The 19861-nt window shown below is 47.0% G+C and carries 22 protein-coding genes; 5 read left to right on the top strand and 17 right to left on the bottom strand.

Features of this window, described 5'->3' with window-relative positions:
• Positions 1–63: 63 nt before the first annotated feature.
• From ACDJ59_RS30180 to ACDJ59_RS30165, 4 genes are all read right to left on the bottom strand, one after another.
• Entirely contained in the window at positions 64–972 is a 909-nt protein-coding gene (locus ACDJ59_RS30180; RefSeq protein ID WP_413407159.1) for an aldo/keto reductase, read from the bottom strand.
• Positions 973–1151: 179 nt separating this feature from the next.
• On the bottom strand, positions 1152–1325 hold the full coding sequence (locus ACDJ59_RS30175) for a hypothetical protein (protein ID WP_179088546.1): 174 nt from the start codon (positions 1323–1325) through the stop codon (positions 1152–1154).
• 173 nt (positions 1326–1498) lie between these two features.
• The gene (gene gpmA, locus ACDJ59_RS30170; protein ID WP_076328872.1) at positions 1499–2242 is read right to left on the bottom strand and encodes a 2,3-diphosphoglycerate-dependent phosphoglycerate mutase; all 744 of its coding nucleotides are present in this window, start codon (positions 2240–2242) and stop codon (positions 1499–1501) included.
• A gap of 73 nt (positions 2243–2315) precedes the next feature.
• Positions 2316–2888, bottom strand: coding sequence for a DUF420 domain-containing protein (locus tag ACDJ59_RS30165; RefSeq protein WP_017692198.1), 573 nt, complete (start codon positions 2886–2888; stop codon positions 2316–2318).
• Between the two features lie 374 nt (positions 2889–3262).
• Between ACDJ59_RS30165 and ACDJ59_RS30160 the strand changes: the two genes are divergently transcribed.
• Positions 3263–4453, top strand: a complete 1191-nt coding sequence (locus ACDJ59_RS30160; protein WP_413407158.1) for a cation:proton antiporter — start codon at positions 3263–3265, stop codon at positions 4451–4453.
• A gap of 214 nt (positions 4454–4667) precedes the next feature.
• Here ACDJ59_RS30160 and ACDJ59_RS30155 read toward each other — a convergent pair whose 3' ends face one another.
• The 10 genes from ACDJ59_RS30155 to ACDJ59_RS30110 form a co-directional block, all read right to left on the bottom strand.
• A complete protein-coding gene (locus ACDJ59_RS30155) occupies positions 4668–5153 on the bottom strand; it encodes a DedA family protein (protein ID WP_413407157.1) in 486 nt (161 codons plus the stop codon).
• 13 nt (positions 5154–5166) lie between these two features.
• Positions 5167–5712: a CDP-diacylglycerol--serine O-phosphatidyltransferase gene (gene pssA / locus ACDJ59_RS30150; protein ID WP_036606859.1), complete on the bottom strand. Its 546-nt coding sequence runs from the start codon at positions 5710–5712 to the stop codon at positions 5167–5169.
• Positions 5713–5733: 21 nt separating this feature from the next.
• On the bottom strand, positions 5734–7482 hold the full coding sequence (locus tag ACDJ59_RS30145) for a HAMP domain-containing sensor histidine kinase (protein WP_341073975.1): 1749 nt from the start codon (positions 7480–7482) through the stop codon (positions 5734–5736).
• Positions 7479–8159 carry a response regulator transcription factor gene (locus tag ACDJ59_RS30140; RefSeq protein ID WP_036606855.1) on the bottom strand — a complete coding sequence of 227 codons (681 nt, stop codon included), beginning with the start codon at positions 8157–8159 and terminating at the stop codon, positions 7479–7481. Before ACDJ59_RS30140 ends, ACDJ59_RS30145 begins: the two co-directional genes overlap by 4 nt.
• A 251-nt stretch (positions 8160–8410) precedes the next feature.
• Entirely contained in the window at positions 8411–9223 is an 813-nt protein-coding gene (gene thiD, locus ACDJ59_RS30135; protein WP_017692191.1) for a bifunctional hydroxymethylpyrimidine kinase/phosphomethylpyrimidine kinase, read from the bottom strand.
• A gap of 105 nt (positions 9224–9328) precedes the next feature.
• Entirely contained in the window at positions 9329–10036 is a 708-nt protein-coding gene (locus tag ACDJ59_RS30130) for an ABC transporter permease (protein ID WP_413407155.1), read from the bottom strand.
• The gene (locus tag ACDJ59_RS30125) at positions 10020–10943 is read right to left on the bottom strand and encodes an ABC transporter ATP-binding protein (RefSeq protein WP_413407154.1); all 924 of its coding nucleotides are present in this window, start codon (positions 10941–10943) and stop codon (positions 10020–10022) included. Before ACDJ59_RS30125 ends, ACDJ59_RS30130 begins: the two co-directional genes overlap by 17 nt.
• Before the next feature lie 126 nt (positions 10944–11069).
• Entirely contained in the window at positions 11070–12002 is a 933-nt protein-coding gene (locus tag ACDJ59_RS30120) for a sensor histidine kinase (RefSeq protein ID WP_413407153.1), read from the bottom strand.
• Complete coding sequence (locus ACDJ59_RS30115; protein ID WP_340028326.1) at positions 11999–12715, bottom strand: response regulator transcription factor; 717 nt, start codon at positions 12713–12715, stop codon at positions 11999–12001. The genes ACDJ59_RS30120 and ACDJ59_RS30115 overlap by 4 nt, the downstream gene beginning before the upstream one ends.
• Positions 12716–12867: 152 nt before the next feature.
• Positions 12868–13719, bottom strand: coding sequence for a DegV family protein (locus ACDJ59_RS30110; protein ID WP_307542048.1), 852 nt, complete (start codon positions 13717–13719; stop codon positions 12868–12870).
• 305 nt (positions 13720–14024) lie between these two features.
• Here ACDJ59_RS30110 and ACDJ59_RS30105 point away from each other — a divergent pair, with 305 nt between their 5' ends.
• The 4 genes from ACDJ59_RS30105 (at position 14025) to ACDJ59_RS30090 (ending at position 17363) form a co-directional block, all read left to right on the top strand.
• Entirely contained in the window at positions 14025–14801 is a 777-nt protein-coding gene (locus ACDJ59_RS30105; protein ID WP_036606839.1) for an ABC transporter permease, read from the top strand.
• On the top strand, positions 14798–15598 hold the full coding sequence (locus tag ACDJ59_RS30100; protein ID WP_124118164.1) for an ABC transporter permease: 801 nt from the start codon (positions 14798–14800) through the stop codon (positions 15596–15598). Before ACDJ59_RS30105 ends, ACDJ59_RS30100 begins: the two co-directional genes overlap by 4 nt.
• 22 nt (positions 15599–15620) lie before the next feature.
• The gene (locus ACDJ59_RS30095; protein ID WP_413409946.1) at positions 15621–16589 is read left to right on the top strand and encodes an ATP-binding cassette domain-containing protein; all 969 of its coding nucleotides are present in this window, start codon (positions 15621–15623) and stop codon (positions 16587–16589) included.
• Between the two features lie 96 nt (positions 16590–16685).
• Positions 16686–17363: a succinylglutamate desuccinylase/aspartoacylase family protein gene (locus tag ACDJ59_RS30090; protein ID WP_413407152.1), complete on the top strand. Its 678-nt coding sequence runs from the start codon at positions 16686–16688 to the stop codon at positions 17361–17363.
• A gap of 158 nt (positions 17364–17521) precedes the next feature.
• Here the strand turns inward: ACDJ59_RS30090 and ACDJ59_RS30085 are convergent, their stop codons facing one another.
• The 3 genes from ACDJ59_RS30085 to ACDJ59_RS30075 form a co-directional block, all read right to left on the bottom strand.
• Entirely contained in the window at positions 17522–17656 is a 135-nt protein-coding gene (locus ACDJ59_RS30085; protein ID WP_413407151.1) for a hypothetical protein, read from the bottom strand.
• 166 nt (positions 17657–17822) lie between these two features.
• Positions 17823–18224 (bottom strand): MerR family transcriptional regulator, encoded by a 402-nt coding sequence (locus tag ACDJ59_RS30080; RefSeq protein WP_413407150.1) that lies wholly within the window; start codon positions 18222–18224, stop codon positions 17823–17825.
• A gap of 26 nt (positions 18225–18250) precedes the next feature.
• Positions 18251–19738, bottom strand: a complete 1488-nt coding sequence (locus ACDJ59_RS30075) for an alpha/beta hydrolase family protein (RefSeq protein WP_413407149.1) — start codon at positions 19736–19738, stop codon at positions 18251–18253.
• Positions 19739–19861: the final 123 nt, after the last annotated feature.

Genomic DNA, 19861 nt, shown 5'->3' with positions numbered 1-19861 from the left:
TCCTTTTTTGGCTGATCTTCATTGTACCTCGTATAGTTACAATTGAAAATAGGCTTAATGGAGTTAACGATGCTGCTTGTACAGATTAGCGGGACTGAGTTCTCGTATTTCCTGAATTTCCGCAGCGGTGAGTTCAGGCGAATTCGAAGCTGCAATATTGTGCAGTAACTGTTCTCTTGAACTGGCACCAGGGACAACAGCTGCTACGGCAGGATGGGATAACGCGTAGCGAATAGCCGTCTGAGCCATGCTCCGTTGGTCTGTAACAAGACGACTTAGCCCTTGCCGAATGGTATATAGTTGCTCTGGCGTGTAGTTCAGATAACCTTTGTCTGCCTTGGCAGATCCGGAATCGGCAAGCACACCGCTAGCTACGGGCCCACGGGCAATTACGCTGATCCCCTTTTGTTCCAATAAAGGCAGCACTTCTTCTTCCGCTCTGCGGTCAGCAATGCTGTACTGGTTCATCACACTGACGATGGCTGCCCTCTTTACATACTCCCGAATCACATTGGGACGAATGGAGGAAATTCCGTAATATCGGATAAGTCCTTCCTTCTTCAGTTCCTCAAACGCTTCGATCGTCTCTTCGATAGGGTCGTCCAAGGTCCCGCCATGCAGCTGATACAGATCGATGTAATCGGTCTGCAGACGCTTCAGACTTTCATGTACAGCCTGCTTAATGTAGGCTTTGGATGGGTCCCATGACCAGCCCTCTTTGCCAGGCAGACGACGATTACCTACTTTGGTCGCCACAATGACTTGGTCCCGACGCCCTTTAATAGCTTGTCCTACAATCTCTTCATTACGCCCTTCGTCATACAGATCGGCTGTATCCAACAGATTGACCCCATGGTCCAGAGCCTCATGAATCAGGCCCATAGCAGGCTCCATTTCAGTTCCAAGTGACATACATCCCAACCCAATCTCAGACACCATCAGTTCGGATGTACCCAGACGATTTTTCTTCATATGTGCATCTCCCTCCATACGTTCTGCAAGTATCCATTGTATCATTCTTGCTGCCAAAAATCGCATTACACACAAAAGCAAGGGATTGCTTTTGATTGCACAAAAAAACCTGGAACGACTTCATCTCCAGGTTTCTCATGATCATCATTTTAATTCAACGATAAACGAAATATCGCAATCTATTTCACTTCCACGCGTGGTCTGGTTTTACTTGTTCCATTGGACGACGAATTGGAGTTTTTCATCATACCCGAGACAGTGCTAAACAGCTTATCTCTTGCTTGTTTGTTCCTCATCAGATAAGTCACACCTGCGCCGATAGCCGTCATGATAATTCCTCTTCTTTTAGACATGTGCTTCTCCTCCTTCAGGATAAATGTACATCGTGTCTTGTTTGACAATTACCCTTTGGGAGCAAAACGAAACGAAGTACAGGCTTGATCGCAGAAAAAAAAGATGACCTCCGAATTAAAATTCAGCGGTCATCTTTCACTTGCTCTGTTGAGGCATAAACGCTCACATCCAATTAATCAGATGGCGTTGCCACATGGGTCATTTCTTCATGTTTGTAGGTCGAACCATCGGCGGTCAGATAAAAGTGTCCGATGGGATGCAGATCTTCATCCAATTCGTAGACAAGCGGAATGCCTGTCGGGATATTGAGCGCCATCACGTCTGCTTCGGACAATTGGTCCAGATGCATGACGAGTGAACGGAGCGTGTTACCATGCGCAGAGATCAGCACTCTTTTGCCAGCAGACACCATCGGTTTAATCTCCGCATTCCAGTACTCCAGTACACGCTTCGAGGTATCCATCAGGTTCTCCGTAAAAGGGATGGTGCATCCGAGCCGCTTGTACTTGTCCAGATCCTGCACATATCGATCATCGGTTTCGTCCAGTGCCGGGGGAGATACGTTAACGGATCGTCTCCATTCCTTTACTTGGTCTTCCCCGTACTTCAGAGCAGTCTGCTGTTTATTCAGTCCTTGCAGCGCACCATAATGGCGTTCATTTAACTTCCAAGTCTTCGTAATGGGAATCCACATGAGGTCCATTTCATCCAGCGCAATATCGAGTGTTCGAATAGAACGTTTCAGCACGGATGCATAGGCGTAATCAAAATCAAACCCCTGCTCCTTCATGATCTTCCCTGCTTTACGAGCCTCGGCGTAACCATCGGTCGTCAGATCCACATCTGTCCAACCGGTAAATCGGTTCTCCACATTCCACATGCTCTGTCCATGGCGAATCAAAACAACTCTGTACATAACCGTGAACCCTCCTTCCATGGAAACATTACCTGCAAGTCAAACTAATTAGCACAGTGAAACGTTCATCACATTAATAATATGGTGCCATCATCAGGTATACTACGACACCTGTAGAACTGACGTACAGCCAGATTGGCATCGTCCAACGTGCAATTTTGCGGTGTTTCTTCAATTGATTCGTCCAACCCCACACAAGTGTGAACAACGCCAAAGGAACAATCAGGGCTGCCAGTATACTATGGGTAATCAGAATGAAGAAATAGATCGAACGAATGATGCCCTCACCGCCGTATTTGGACGTCTCTGGTGAGAGGTAATGAAACGTCAGATAGGTCACGAGGAATAACAGTGTCGTTGAAAATGCAGCAAGAATAAATCGTTTGTGCAGCTTCACATTCCGCTTGATGATAGCAATAAGCGCTGCAAGCAGGAAGATGAAGGTAAAGCTGTTAAACACGGCATTAAACCGCGGCAACACCGTAATATCAAAGGTTACATCACCTTTGTAACCAATCGACGGTGCGAAGAACAATAATAAAATAATGACATTAGCAAGAATGGAAATCGTGATAATGATGCCTGCAAAATTTTTATTGCTCGTCGGGGATGGAATGTTCGGTTCCCCTTTGTTGTTTTTGCCCAATGCAAAATCCTCCTCATATCCTAACTTCTATGTTCTATATCATTATATCTCGGCAATTCCGGGCTGTTAAGTGACAACACTCTGAACAAAAACCGCTGCGCCCCACTATAAAATGCCCCTTTGCGGCCATTTTCACTCAAATCCAATCCGGCTCCCATTTACCGAATCCTTCATTTGTGGTATAATTAACGCAATTAATCACATACGCGTTGAAACTGGAGGAGCCTGTCACCAAGGGCCCCTCTTTGTCTTTTTCAGGCACAGAACGGCACTCTGCTAATGCCTTCTGTGCCTTTTTGTCTGTTTGAAACGGAGGATGGATCGCCCTTGGGTTGGTTAACCTATAGACGCTACTACTGGAGGGAAGAACACCTATGGAATTTATTTTGGTTCTTGCACTTATTTTAATCTTTACCAAACTCGCTGGTGATTTATCCGTAAGATTGGGTCAGCCATCCGTTTTGGGGAAACTGATTGTAGGTGTCATACTCGGCCCTGCCCTGCTCGGTTGGGTTCAGCAAAGTGATTTCGTGCATTATATGGCTGAGATCGGGGTCTTGCTGTTAATGTTCATTGCAGGACTGGAAACCGATCTGGAGCAGTTGAAGAAAAACTGGAAGGCGGCCTTTGCCGTAGCGGTCGGCGGTGTTATTTTGCCTTTTATCGGAGGATACGGTTCGGCCATAGCATTTGGTATGTCGCAGACACACGCGCTGTTCTTTGGACTACTGTTCTGTGCAACGTCAGTTAGTATCTCAGTGCAAACGTTGAAGGATATGAATCAACTGAGTTCACGGGAGGGTACCACCATTCTGGGTGCAGCCGTTGTGGATGATGTGCTCGTTGTGGTTCTGCTCGCCGTCATGATGAGCTTGCTCGGCACAGGTGCAGGGGATGTCTCTATTGGATTGTTGATTGGTAAGAAACTTCTGTTCTTTGTCATCATCTTTGCAGCAGGCTGGTGGCTTGTGCCACGGGTCATGAAATGGATGGCCCCACTGCGGGTCACGGAAACCGTGATAACGACAGGACTCATTATCTGTTTCCTCTTTTCATACTTTGCAGAGTGGATGGGTGTTGCTGGAATCATTGGTGCATTTGCCGCTGGTATCGCCATCTCCCAAACCAAATTCAAACATGAGGTTGAAACTAAAATAGAGCCGATTGCTTATGGAATTTTTGTCCCGGTATTCTTTGTTAGTATCGGCTTAAATGTCACCTTTGATGGTGTGGGTTCACAAATTTGGTTTATTGTCGTTATAAGCCTCATCGCCATTGTTACCAAACTTATCGGTGGTGGAGCTGGTGCCCGGCTGACCGGGTTCGACCGTTCCTCTTCTATTGCTATTGGAGCAGGCATGATCTCCAGAGGGGAAGTTGCTCTAATTATTGCTTCGACCGGACTTGCTTCGGGCTTGCTTGATTCGGAGTACTTTACCAGCGTTGTGATCATGGTTATTGTGACTACACTGGTTACTCCGCCACTCCTCAAAATCACCTTTGCACGTAAAAAAGGGGAAAAGCAAGTTGAAAGAGGAATTGAAGAATCTCATTTAAGTGGGTAAGGTCAGTTGTGAAGCACACGCCGCTTTGATCCATTCTCACCTTCTATCTCGAAGGTTGGAAATGGTCAGAGCGGCTTTTTGTATATTCACAAAGTTATCCGTCCGTAGCCGTTACTCATTCAAGTTCGCTAAACTCATGGAAAAACAAAAAAAGACCACCTTACACTCAAGAGGTCTTCGATCTTTGCCTGTTGTTACAACAGGCTGTCCCATTTTAAGTTAACACGCCAACATAAAAACCAATCGAGATAAAGACAACACACCAGACGAATGCACCAATGCCCGATACAACTACGTACCTGCCAATTGCCATCTTGCTAATCCCGGAGAAACAGCACATCAGATGACGAATGCCTGGAATGAAGTAACCCAGGATGATGGACCAATACCCATATTTGAGGAACCACGACTCCACCCTGCTGAATCGTTTGGCATTAACGCCGACCCACTTGCCGTATTTTTCAACCAGCGGCCTGCCCGCTTTCTTGCCAATCATGTAGCTAAGCAGCCCTCCGGTAAATGCGCCACCGAAACTGACGGCGATGGATACGGAGTAATCCAATACCGAGATGGAGGCGAGATAACCGACAAAAGTCATCATCACCTCATCCGGAATCGGCATGCCAATAACGCCAAGAGCCAGTAGTCCGTATATTGCGAAATAACCATATTGACCAATAAATTCTTTTGCAAATTCCATACTGACTCGCTCCTTATTTCGGTTCCACAATATCCTTCTCATGTGAGGCTAGCACTTGTTTTAGAGACGGGAATCGGATTTGGCTCACCATGAGACCGGATAATACAATAATGACAAGATAGGCTACACCATGTGTGAAATAAGGACTCCAGAGTGCGAAAAAGGACATCAGACCTCCGGCAAATGTAATCGGCATCCCGACAAAACCACTGCTTGCTGTCTTCTGACAGTTATAACGGGCCAGACGCAAAGCACCGCAAATCGGAAACAATGCAGTCAGTGCCATCCCCAGCACACTCACTTCAATCATGGAATTCAGGTACAGAATCAGCACGGGCGCTGTTCCGAATGAAACTACATCCGCAAGCGAGTCCAGGGACTTGCCGAACTCACCCTCACAATGCAATTTACGAGCCGCATACCCGTCAAACAGATCAAAGAACATCGCTACCCATATCATCATCACAGCCAGGGCAAATTCACCATGAATAGCCATAATGACTGCCAGCATGCCTGAACTCAGATTCCCCAAGGTTAAAATCGATGGTAAAGACTTCATAAGATTTGACTCCCTTTCGTACTAGGCTTTAGGAAAAATAATATAAAAACGGACTCCATCCGGTGTATTCTCCACTCCATAACTGCACCCATGCAGATCAAGAATCTGCTTCGCAATGGCCAGACCGAGCCCAGTCCCCCCCATTTTACGATTACGTGAGCGCTCTACCCGATAGAACCTCTCCCATATATACTGCCGCTCAGCTTCAGCTATCTGCTCGCCCTTGTTCTCAATGGAAATATGGACAAAACCTTCACGCCTGCTAATCTCAATAGTTATATCGGTATGTGGTATCGCATGACGTATAGCATTCATCATGATATTGAAAATAACTTGCTCCAGCTTGCTTCGGTCACCCTCAACCGTCTGTTCTGTTGTGGATACAAGCACCACATCCAATCCTTTGTCCTTCAGTTGCGGACCCAGACGGCCGGCGATATCTTCAATCATGTCAGCCAGTGCAACAGCATCCGTATTCAATTGCACCGCTGAGGATTCCAGTCGCACCAGATCCAGCATCTCTTCAACCATCGTTTCCATTTTGATCGCCTCATCGGCAATGATCTCAATGTAACGCTCCCGTTTGCTCTCACTCACGCCATCCTTCAGCCCTTCAGAATATCCCTTAATAATGCTGATTGGAGTCTTAAGTTCATGTGATGCATCGGCAAAAAACTTGCGCTGACGCTGTTCAATCTCCTGCTTCATTTCCATATCTGTACGCATCTGCGTGTTGGCCTGCCTCAGCTCTTCCAGTGTCTGACCCAAGGTTCCCGATAAGGCATTAAGGCTGTTAGACAGACTGCCGATCTCATCATTACGCCGGATGGGTGATTTCACCGTGAAATCCAGCGTAGACATTTTCTTGGCGACATGGTTCAAGGCCAAGAGCGGCTTCGTTACAATCCGGGACAGGAGTAACGCCAGCAACAGAATCAATATAAATGCCCCAATGCCAAAATACGCATAGAACAAACGTGTTGCCTCATTTGCTTCCCTCATCTCCTGTAGAGAGGTGAGCGAAAAGATCAGTTGTTGCTCTGGTCCGGAACGATGCACTGGAGCAATGGTGATGACATTGCGAACACCGCTCCAGCTATCCATCCATTCTTCATTAAGCATTTTGCCATTCGCCAAGGCCAGTTGGTCTTCGGTGGATAATGGGAACCGGCTATCCAGGGCTTGCACCAGCAGTCCCTGCCTCTGACTCCACGTTGCCAGATTGGGAAGAACGACCTCGGTCAATACGCCTGACCATTCCTTTACCGGCTCAATTGATTCCTGAAAGCTTTCTGTTCCCCAAGCGGCAGAAGTGGCATCCTGGATTTTGAATGGATAGACCATGGACCCGCTGGCCGGACCTCTCACCGTCAGTTCTTGCCCATATTTCAGATGGGATGTAATCCAGCCAGCATTCTCACTATTGATAAACAAGGACAAGGACACCTTCACGTGACTCCCATCCTCTTGAAGCAACGTAATGTGGAACGGGTCATTAACCAGTCTTCCTTTATTCGTCAGAATGACAAGATGTGACTGATTCTGACGCATGAATTTCCCGGTCTCCTTGGCTAGCTGTAGATCACTCCAATGTCCATTGGAATATTGCTGTTCGAACTTGGACAGCTTTTTCTTCATACTGCTGACCTTTTGATGCTGATAGAAGTCGGGGAACCAGACCAACTGGGCAAAAACCGTCGTCCCATATAGAAGAACCAGACATCCTGCCATGACCAGGAAAAGCTTCATCGTTACGCCATTTCTTCTCATGCTTCTGCCTCGAAACGATATCCAGTGCCAATCACCGTCCGGATACACTTGGCTTCATCACCCAATTTGCTGCGCAACTTCTTGATGTGGGTATCTACAACACGTGAGTCCCCTTCAAAATCAAATCCCCATATCCGATTCAAAATGGCATCCCGGGACAGCACAATGCCTGCATTACGTACCAGATAAAGCAACAGATCATATTCCTTTGGTGCAAGTTCCACTTCAATTCCGTCCTTCTCCAGGCGTCTGGCCCATGGATCAAGGGTTACCTGTCCGAAGCGAATCACACCCTGCTCTCGTCCAAATGCACCTTCAACACGCTTCATTAATGTCTCTGCACGTGCAACCAGCACACGTGGACTAAACGGCTTGGTGACGTAATCGTCTACGCCCAGCTGAAACCCATGAATTTTATCGTCATCCTCGGACCGCGCAGTCAGCATGATAATAGGTACGGTGGATTGGGATCGAATATGCCCACATAACGTCCATCCATCCATTTCAGGCATCAAAACATCCAGAATAACCAGATCCACCTCATGCAGAGCCAACAGTTCCAGTGCCTGTACTCCATGTTCTGCTTCTATGACGTTCCATTGTTCTTTTATGAAATAATCGGCCACAATCTCACGAATGCGGCTTTCATCTTCCACCAGAAGCACTGTTCTGATCATGGCCGACTCTCCTTTTTAGATTTCTGATGATAACATACCTATTCCATGTGTCGTTCATGTGTCCACACATGTTTTGGAATGCTCCCATGATATATACGATTAATATAAGCCAAAAGTTACTAATTTTTATAAAAATTCGCATAAAAAAAGAAGCCATCAACGAGCAAGCTCCTGCTCATTGACAGCTACTTGAATGAAATCGAAGTGTGTTATCCAGAATTGATGCGCTACTGCGCGCTCCCTGGCAACACTTAACGTTGTTGCTCCAGACGGTGTGCCACATGCAGTGTCGGGCCAACAAAACGGTTCAGCGGGAATCCGCCGGCAATCGCTTTGGTCACGAAGGCTTTACCTTCACGAACAGCCTCTTTCACTGAAAGACCACGAGCCAATCCTGCGGTAATCGCCGCAGACGTCGTGCAACCTGCACCATGCGTATATCCGGAGCCGACAACATCGGCTTCAAACCATTCGTAGTTGGTTCCATCATAGAGTAGATCCATTGCTTTACCCGGGCTAATGACACCTCTGTCCTTGATCAGAACATGTTTCGAGCCATGGGCATGAATTGCTGCTGCCGCTGCTTCCATCTGTTCCTTGGAGCGAATCGGTCCACTCTTCGCCAGTTGGGATGCTTCGAACAGATTAGGTGTAACCAGATCAGCACCTGGTAACAGGAATTCGATCATCGCTTCCGTATTTTCCGGTTGCAGTACTTCGTCTGTACCTTTGCATACCATTACCGGATCGATAACGATCTGTGGCAGACCGCTGCGGCGAATATGTTTTGCTACCAATTCAATAATATCTACAGAACCGAGCATACCTGTCTTCATTGCATCAAAACCGATGCCGTCCAGAACAGTGCGAAGCTGCGCTTCAACTACATTTAATTCAACAGGAAAGACCTGGTGATCCCATGTTTCGGGCTCCATTGCCACAACCGTAGTCAGTACGGTCATGCCATACACACCCAGCTCCTGAAAAGTTTTCAAATCAGCTTGAATACCTGCACCGCCGCTCGTGTCCGAACCAGCTATTGTTAATGTTTTTGGAATCGTCATGGTAGTTGCATTCTCCTTCGTGTCTCAGTTGACATTATCCTATCCCTTGTACGAGCGGATGTCAATGGCATCTGAAGCCATACAGAGCATGGTTTTCCGAATGATTCAGTTCACATCTTTTGTCTCCAGACGAACCATGGACATCGAAGCAATCCATATCCCTATTGCTCCAAGGGTCAGAGGGATAATAATAAGCGAATGAATGGAAACTTCCGACCCGTTGAATCCGGAGCAGACAATCAAAACCAGCAAAATGGACGAGACCATTGTAGTTGTGACAGAATGCTTACGCATACCGAAGAATAGGGGAATGAGTGCCATACACGCAGCCGATAAAGAACTCATACTGTACTTCACCAGAAGTCCCAATATATCCTGATTTGTCAATGATCCAGGAATGAAGGAGTAGAAATGATTAACAATCAACAACAGTGAACCCATCAACAGATCGGTAACCATAATCATCACAAATGTAAAACCAAACACGATAATCAATTTGGCAGCAATGATTTTATGACGCTGGATGGGATAGGTGAACATGACATTCATCGTTTTATTTCTATACTCACTGATCACCAGCTTGGATAATAAAGCTCCTGCAAATATGATAAAGGTCGCTCTCACAAACGTATCAATAATCATAAAGGCGGTCTGGTAATCACCATAGGCATAATCTTCTGCTCCCACATCCACGAATCCAATCATGATCAGGAAAAGAAGAACGGCTATATTGGCAATACCTGCACCTGCAAAATTACGTACAAAACGGTGCTTCCGCATCTCAAGTCTGATTAGTTTAAGCAACGTCTTCATCCCCTTTCACAAGCTTCATGAAGTGTTCTTCCAGGGAATGAGCCCGTTTGGATATCGATTCGATCTCAATGCCATGCTGAATCAGCTTGGTGTTCAGTTCCGATGGAATGATTCCCGGATCATAGATACGTAACGTTCGGTCATCAACCAGTTTATAATTACTCAAACCAAGCTGGTGTTCAATGACATAGGTCGCTTTGCGGATATCCACCGCCTGTAACTCGATGTACTCATTTTGACTTCCACGAATGCTCTCCATCGATACTTCTTCCACCAAACGACCGCCGCGAATGACACCAACTGTGTCCGCAATCTGCTCTATCTCGCCAAGAATGTGACTGGAGACCAGCAGGGTAATGCGATATTCATTACTAAGGCGCTTGAACAAATCTCGCATTTCCCGGATCCCTACAGGGTCCAATCCGTTGATCGGTTCATCCAGAATGAGCAGTTCAGGTGTGGTTATTAGTGCACGAGCCAGTCCGAGCCTTTGCTTCATGCCCAAAGAGAAGTCTTTGACCGGTTTCTTGCCCGTATCCTTCAGCCCTACCATTTCCATCGTGTTGTCGATGATCTTTTTGTTGTAGAACCCCATGTATTCACAGTGAAGTTCCAGATTTTCGCCAGCAGACAGTCTATCGTAGAAAAAAGGATATTCAATAATACTGCCCATTCGCTTCAGCACTTCATAAGAGGTCGGCGTAAGCTTCTCCCCAAACAATTCAATCTCCCCTGAGGTTGGTTTGACGAGATTGGTGAGCATCTTCATGATGGTTGTTTTACCTGCACCATTCGGACCGAGGAATCCATAGATCTCACCTTGCTTAATATTCATATTGACGTTGGATACAACCTCCACCCCTTCATATACTTTGGTCACATCTATTGTTCGTGCGATATAATTCATCGTCTTGTTCTCCTTTACGTCCCCTGTCCGGGTTCCTATATCTATATTGTAAAGAGAAAAGTCTTCTTTTTTATTAATCAAATCTTACAAAAACCTTAAGTCTGTCCGGACACGCCAACGCAGGGTCTACCACGCCTTTAAGGTAACTGAAAATACAGTCCGTTGATGTGGCACACTATGCAAGTGAATACTTCCACCCATACGCTCAATTAGCCGTTTCGTAATGGTCAGACCCAGGCCGCTGCCTTGATAGAGTCGATTGCGGGAATCCTCCAGTGTATACATGCGTTCAAACACACGACTATGCTCGCTCTCAGGAATCCCTTTTCCCTGATCCCAGATCTGTAGCGTCACAGGTCCACCTATCGAATGATCAAGTGAAAGTCCCAGTACCTTACCCTCTGCTCCATATTTCATTCCATTGGTAATGAGATTATCCAGCACACGGTCCAATGCTTCTTCATTCGCTTGCACGAAGATATCACCATCAGGTATCTCCAGCTCCACGTGCAACCCCAGATTCGTCAACATTTCATAAAAGGAAAGCATCTTCAACCGGCATAATTCGCTTATATTCACTCGACTAAGCACTAGCTCCGTGTCTCCAGATTCCAGCTTCGCCAGATCAAAAAAGGAATGGATCAAACGCAGCACTTCCTGCGCCTTATCTTGTATTTTCTCCGTCATAATCTTCCGTTCCTGATCAGTCAATGATGGACTGTGCAGTAAGGTCTCACTATAACCCAGCACCACCGTGAGTGGCGTTTTCAGATCATGCGAAATGTTGGAGAGCATATTACGCATCTCCTTCTCCTGGTTTGCATAACCGGCCTTAGCGCGGTGCGCATGATCCAGCAGCTGGTTCATGTCTTTCAGAAGCCGGCTAACTTGATCATCACTGTTGAATACGAGCAAGCGCTCAAAGGTGCCTTGATCCAGAATTGCTAATATTTTCTGATGAATATAGGACAGGTGTTGGGTGCGTTTCCGCAATCTCATCCACAATCCAATGACGGCAATGGCCAGAATACCTGTCGTGATGGCAAAAATCAGTGTCATCCCTGCTCCGCCTCCAACTTATACCCGATGCCCCAGAGTGTCTTGATATACTGGGGATCCGAAGGATCTGCCTCCAGTTTCTCACGCAGACGACGCATATGTACGTTAATGATATTTTCGTCTCCATAATAATGATCGTTCCAGACGGAAGCGTAGATCTGAGCCTTGGTGAACACTTTGCCAGGATGGGTAACCAACAGCTTCAGGATGCCAAATTCCTTGGATGTCAGCTTGACGGGTGTACCTTCACGTTCCACCTCGTACGTCTCCATGTCAACTACGAGTCCTCCAATGTGAATACGCTGATCTTTAGCCACTTCAGCCACAGGCGGAGTGGTATAATTGGCGCGGCGAATCGCAGCTTTGATGCGGGCAGTCAATTCGATTAACGAGAAAGGTTTGCTCAAGTAATCATCTGCGCCGAAGCCCAGACCTAACGCTTTGTCCACCTCCCCATCCTTCGCAGACAGAATGAGCACAGGTACCAGACTGACTGCCCGAATGGTTTGCAGCACATCCATCCCACTTTTGCGGGGCAGCATCAGATCCAGAATAACCAGGTCATACCCGGGTTGTGACTGGCTGAACTGACGTTCTGCCTCTAAGCCGTCATATGCATAAGTGACGTCGTAGCCCTCTTTTTCCAAGTATGGCCCGACCATCTCACTAATTGAACGATCATCTTCAACAAGCAACAAGCGGTGACTTAACACATGTTTCCCTCCAACATGAACAGTTTTCTTTATTACCTCACAGTTTGTTTGAATTGGCAATGACATACGAAAAAACCTGACAGGAGCACCACTTTGGTATAAGTGTGTTTCCTGCCAGGTCTATGAGTGTCTGTAGATCAATGCTGGTGTTTCTATTCTCTATATCCGTTCTCACTGTGGATCCAGCACAGTCCAATGGTTCCTGCACCTGCATGAATACTCACCACAGGGATAAACGGCATGATTTCGGTCTTTAATCTAGGCAGCAGAGCTGCAATCTGTTTTTTGATTGTAACGGCTTCTTCCTGATTGTTCGCATGCATAATGCACACATGCTTTACTTTCTCCATATCCAGCTTGAGCATATCCAGCATGCGCTCTTTTGTCCGCTTGAACGTGCGAATCTTCTCATTCACAACCACTTTGCCCTCTTCAAATCGAAGCAGCAGATGGATCTTGAGCAGTTGACTGATGATCAGCTGTGTGCCCGACACCCGGCCACTGCGGTGAAGATGTTGAAGACTGGCCGGTATGAGGTAAAAGGACATGTTATCAATCATCTGTTCAATGTTTACTTTGATCTCGGCAGCTGAACATCCCTGCTTCTGCCATTCCAGTCCTTGCATAATCATCTCACGGTGAGGATAGGCACCTGCCTTCGAATCAATTGCGGTCACCGTCACTCCTGCAATCTCTGCAGCCTGCATGGACGTATGCAGCGTTCCGCTAAGCTCTGTAGAGCAATGAATCGTAATAATCTCATCGTACTTGTCTTTGAGCGATTCATACAGTTCAATGAATTCGCCAATGGGTGGCTGCGAACTGCTCGCACGTGAAGCCTCCGCAAGTTTCTCATAGAACATTTCAGATGTAATGTCATCGGTTTCCCGGTAACATTCCTCTCCAAATACGATGCGCAGCGGTACGATGTAGATATGATTTTGCTCCGCAAAAACGGGATCCAGTGTACTGGTACTATCGGTGACCCATGCAATTTTCTTCATGACATCCTTCTCTCTTGCCGGATTGTTCGTTCTGTATCCTCAATCGTCAAGCACAAGCCCGGCGGTTTATTTAAAATTTGAATATTTCACATTGTAAACGTTTGCGATACTACCTCTCAATTATAAATGAACGGACAGACCGTTGTCTTGTGGCGCAATCATGAACACCCCTGTTAATACCATTATTAGCTAAAAAAATGTCTTGCCTGTGAAGGAATAAATTGGTATGCTGTTGTCCTTCTCTCTTTTTCGCCTTGACTGAAGTGAACGGAAACGCCGTTCAATCCACTTATCGGAGGTGTCACATGCTTTATTTCACTTTGGCTTCCAAAGCCTACTCCCGGAATCTGCAATACCGCGGGGCACACATGGTACATAACTTGGCAAGCGCCATGTTTGGTTACATGTATGCCTGCCTCTGGATCGGCATCGGGGCCGACCATACTCTCGGAGAATACGGGACACAGGGGATGATCAGTTACATTGCGTTCACGCAATCCTCTCTCTGGATCTCGGGTTTTCTCACGAACGGATTGGGTATTCCCTTATCCGTCAGGACAGGGCAGATCGCACTGGATCTGATGAGGCCTGTTCATCTGTTCACCCACCTGATGGCACGCGAATGGGGGCAGATTGCCTACCAGTTCGTGTACAAAAGCATCCCGATCTACCTGCTCTTCTCCATTGTCTTTTCCCTGCATTGGCCCTCAGACGTTTCAACACTATTCTATGCCGCACTTGGTCTTGCCGGCGCCGCATACTTATCCATCTGTATGAACTACATCATTGGTGCCACGTCGATGTGGACCACGGAGTCCTCTTGGCTTCACTGGGGCAATCACGCGATGATGAATCTGCTGGCTGGTTTTTTCATTCCGCTGGAATGGCTACCGAACTGGCTTGAACAACTTGCCTGGATATCTCCCTACCCTTTCCTGCTCTATGTACCTACTCGAATCTATCTTGGTTTCGAAGATGGCTCCTTGTTATGGGGAACCTTGCTTTGGTGTGTCTTCATGACGTTGATCTGTCTTGCGATTACCCAAGTGTTACGTCGTAAAGTGGAGGTACAAGGCGGATGAAACGGACTTCCTGGTTCAATTTATATAAAATGCTCATTCGAACAAGCATCCGCAGCCGGATGCAATACAAGTTCAATTTCATCATGGCGTCCGTACTGGCCGCTTTAATTCAGATCTCCGAGTTTCTGATGGTTGCTCTCGTGCTGCACAAATTCGGAGCAATTAAAGGCTGGTCCCTCCATGAGATCGGTTATCTCTTTGCCATCATGACGTTATCCAAAACACTGTACCGCACATTTGGCAATGAGGTTCACCATCTGGAAAAATACCTGGTTAATGGTGAGCTTGATCAACTGTTAACTCGTCCCATGCCCGTATTGCTGGCACTGCTGCCGCAAAACTTCCGCATCATGGCTGGGGAAGTCCTGCAAGGCGGGTTCATTCTCTGCTGGTCATTGGCAGGCATGATGCATAGCGGACAGATTGGCTGGATAGCCATTCCCTTCTCCCTGTTCATTATCCTGACCGGTGCAGTCATTCTCTTTTCCATCGGACTTGCTACCGCCACACTGGGATTCTGGACCACACGTATCGAGGAATTACAGACGATCACTGAAGATGCCGCTCGAACGGCTGCCCAATATCCGCTAACGTTATATCCCAAATGGATGTCTGGCATTCTGTTAACGGTGATTCCGGTAGGATTCGTCAACTACATTCCGTCACTTTACCTGTTACGGGGTGAAGGAGGAGCGTGGATTCTTGTTGCTGTTGCGGCGGTTGCCGTACTGAGTTTGGCTGCAAGTCTGCGTTTCTGGCAATTCGGCATGACCAAATATCAAAGTACAGGTAGCTAAGGAGGCGTAACGAATCATGAACATGATCACAGCACGGCATCTGCAAAAGGAATTCAAAACTCCTGTTATTCGCGAAGGACGTTTCTCAGGTCTACGTACGTTATTTTCACGTGAGTATGTGTCCAAGGAAGCGGTACGCGATATCAGTTTTGATATCGGCCCAGGGGAATTTGTGGGTTACATCGGTCCGAACGGAGCTGGCAAGTCTACCACGATTAAAATGCTTACAGGTATCCTCCACCCAACCTCGGGTGAGGTAAGGCTTGACGGTATGAACCCGCATCAGGACAGGCGCAGGACCGTTGGTCGACTGGGCGTTGTGTTTGGACAGCGCAGCCAGCTCTGGTGGGATCTGCCCGTGAAAGATTCATATGATATTCTGGCCGAGATGTACGGCGTGCGTGCCGAGGATAAAAAGAAACGGCTGTCCCAGTTCGCCGAGCTGCTGGACCTCGAATCGTTCTGGGCCACGCCTGTCCGCAAGCTCTCGCTTGGACAGCGCATGCGTGCGGATCTCGCAGCTTCCATGCTGCATGATCCGGAACTGCTTTTTCTCGATGAACCGACGATTGGACTGGATGTGAACGCCAAGCGGAACATTCGCCAGTTTCTACGTACATTAAATGAAACGTTTGGTAAAACGATTCTGCTGACCACACATGACATGGACGACATTGAGCAGTTATGCAGCCGGGTCATGGTGATTAACCATGGTCAACTGACCTATGACGGCACGATCTCGTCACTTCGCGAAACCATCGGACTACCTACGCTGATTCGGGTAACGTTCCGAGGAGCGTTTCATATCCCGGATGTTGTGTCGTCCGCGATACATATTACTGGAATGGAAGGACAGATTGTCACCGTCGAAGTGAACCGGAAGGAATGGAGCACAATGGACACTCTGAAACAGTTGGAGCACTGGGGTGAGATTGAAGATGTAGAGATGAAAGAACCCGATTTTGAAGATATCATTCATCGGGTGTATTAGTCGGCCCATTTTGTGAGGAAATAGGATGAAGACCTGTTCTTACGCCGTTACATGAAAGAGGGACATGGCGTACTGTAATAATGGAGGTGAAGCGTCATGCTTGTGACCAAACATGTCCTTCTAGCATCCACCGTACACGCTACTCCCTACTTCATTGTACGTGGCATGATGCCGGGACCCGTGATGTTCATTACATCCGGGGTTCACGGGAATGAAACGGCGAGTATGGCCGCTGCGCAAAAACTCGCAGATGATATTGCGACAGGTCGTCACGCCATTCAGCGAGGGCTGTTAATTATCGTGCCACGCGTGAACCAGCAAGCCTACGCTAAGAAAATCAGAGGCAAACCAGATCTGAATCGTACGTTTCCACGCCGTATGTCAGGCAAGGCCAAGCATCCGCTAGCTGCGGCAGTTTTTCAGCTGGCGCGTGAACATCGGGCCGACTGGTGGCTCGATCTGCATGAAGCCAACGGCCTGTCACAGCTTAGTTCACGGGTGCTTGGACAGACGTTGATCACTAATCCCGGCAGTCGGACGATTCGAGCTTGCAGAAGAGTTATCGAACGGATGAATTGGTCGATTGCCATTCGTGATCGTCATTTTAACCTCAAGCAGCATGAATTGCCGGGATCTGCCCGTACAGCGGCTTCAAGACTATTACAAGCCCGTTCCGTCACGGTGGAGACCTGTTGGAGTCTGAAACGCTCGACCCGTATCAAGTATCAGACGAAGATTGTGCACCATTTTCTGCGTGAAGCGAGTATGTCATGATCAAGACTATTAAGATAGAACGAAAAAAACCTCCAACAGAGAGCGCCGAAGTACATCCTCAGGTGCTCTCTGTTGGAGGTGTTTTTTTTTCTCTGCATCATGGCTTCCAGTATTTTATACCCACAGGGTCTAGCGGCATGAGTGGATAAAGGTCTTTTTTAGTACACGCTCTTCTTTTGGGGATTGCCTAATGAATGATATTCGATATCTCCCTTTGTAATAACGCCAATCTCAAGATGCAGATGTTTCTTTCCTTTGATGTAATCGGATACAAAACCTTGTAAATCCCTCATAGAAAATGTTACTCCTTTTGTGGTGTGAATTTCATTATTGAAATTATTGAAATCACGTTAACCACCATTATGTATTGGCAAACTACACTATGTATTCTTTCTAAATCTCCGTTTCCCTGCTCAATAGTCCACGCCTGTTTTCTCCTAAACAGGAAAAGAGCCGCGATTACGGCTCTTTCTTTTGCACCCTGAACGATTGAATATAATTATCGATATCGTCCTCCGGTGTATGCAACAGTCGTGCCAGATGAATCTGCATCTGTTCCAGATGGTCAATATGTGTCTGAATGTCAGCGATGCGTTCGCGTACAAGGGTTTTTAACGTATCCTTTTCCATGTCTTCCTGGCTGAGTAGTTGCAGGGTCTCTTGTATCTCCTTTAAGGAGTAACCCAGCAACTGGGCATCCTTAATGAACTTAATTTTGACCAGATAATCCTCGGTATACACCCGATATCCGTTGGAGGAACGACGGGGAGCAGGCAGAATTCCACTATCTTCGTAATAACGGAGGGTTGCCATACTCACACCGGTACGCTTAGCCAACGTTCCTCTTGTCATGGTTTCCATGTCTGCTCCTCCACCCTTCTGCGGATTTATTGTGTTTGTTCGTTGCGTATCTTGGTATATGTGGCATCATAGGTGGCCTCGGGAAATTGCGCTGAAGAACCTTGCAGCAATGGCTGCTCTTTCCCTTTCAGATAACGGTCAAAGAATGCCAACGCATAGGATCTTGTTATATCCACATTATGTTCTGGCGTCATGCCTCTGGCAAACATTTTCGGTGAAATTAACGAAATATCCGTAAAGCTTTGATGGAAGAAATTCTCCACTGTCAGATAATAGGTATCATTAAGACTATTTAACATCACCCGATCCAAATCAGGCTCAAACTCGGGATAAAATACTTTATCCTTGGCAGTGGCTTCCGGGTCCAGACTTTTGGCCGTTCCACCCGACATGATATACATAAACGGTTGTTTCAAGGCTGTTGTGGATACTTCACCCCAGAAACCGCCTTCCAAACTAAGTCCTGCTTTGAATCGATCATCTTGTGCCAAGGCTTCCGCTGTCGTAGCTCCACCATAAGAGTGACCCATGATGCCGACGTGATCGAGATCAAGGTTGCCTTGCAGCAGTTGATTCGGGTCATGTGAATTCCACTGGGTAAGCGTATTGAGAACAAAGCTTGCATCATCTGCACGGATACCTATGCCTTCTACATTATATTGATATAATTCCGCTGACGTTGCAAATTCAGGGTCAGCCTGATAGGAGACTGCACGTCCATCGGGGAATGTCACTTGTGCTGACGTATAAGGGTGATCTATCCCCACGACAATGTAACCGTGGCTAACCAGCTCCTCAATCATCGTCATGCTCTGAAAACGGGCTGAGCGGATACCCGGCGAGAATAGCAAAACCGGATACTTGCTTTGGACGGCGGACATCTCAGCTCCTTGCACCACATGTGTTGGAATGGTATCCAGATAACTGAACACCTGAGACGGAATGCCAAACACCAGACTAATCGCTTCGCCCAGCTCACTAGGGTAATGCTCCAGTGGCAGACCTTGAGCGGCCTCCTGATCCACCGGATACCACACATTAATCATAAGCTCCCGCTTATCTCCTGCCTCGGGTGTTTTGGTCTCTTCACGAGATTCATCCACCAGGTGTTGAGAGAATGTGCCAATGGCATATGTGCCGGTTGGTTCAGGCATCGTAAAAGCAGGTAAGAGCCAGGTCAGTATGATTGAACCTGCACTGAAGGCCAGAAGCAGAATCAATATCAGCGTCATCTTTATTCTTGAAAGACGGTTGGGTCTCCGCACGCTCTGAACATAACGATCACCGCGGTATGATTTCATGAGTTGAATGATTAACGTAATGAATAATACAAGTGTAACGATATAGGTTGGTATCATCTGCACGCGAAATGAATTGATCAAGCCATGCAGAAGCACTGCCAGAACCAGAGCTGTGAGTGTCCCCACTGTCATTGCTCGGCGCTTCGGAAACACCAGCATGAGTACCGTAGCAGCTACGGTTACCAATACCAAAATCCATTCTAAAATTCTCATTATTCAGCCTCCAATATTTCTTGATAAAAAAAGAATAAACCTTGAAGTATACTTCAAGGTCAAGGCTGAATATATGACGAAAAATCGTAGACACACTGAAACACCCGGTAAATATGCCATACC

It is taken from the genome of Paenibacillus amylolyticus (assembly GCF_047302515.1).
Classification (GTDB): domain Bacteria; phylum Bacillota; class Bacilli; order Paenibacillales; family Paenibacillaceae; genus Paenibacillus; species Paenibacillus amylolyticus_G.
The sequence above is the reverse complement of the archived record's forward strand: the minus strand, read 5'-3'. Positions and strand labels throughout refer to the sequence as shown.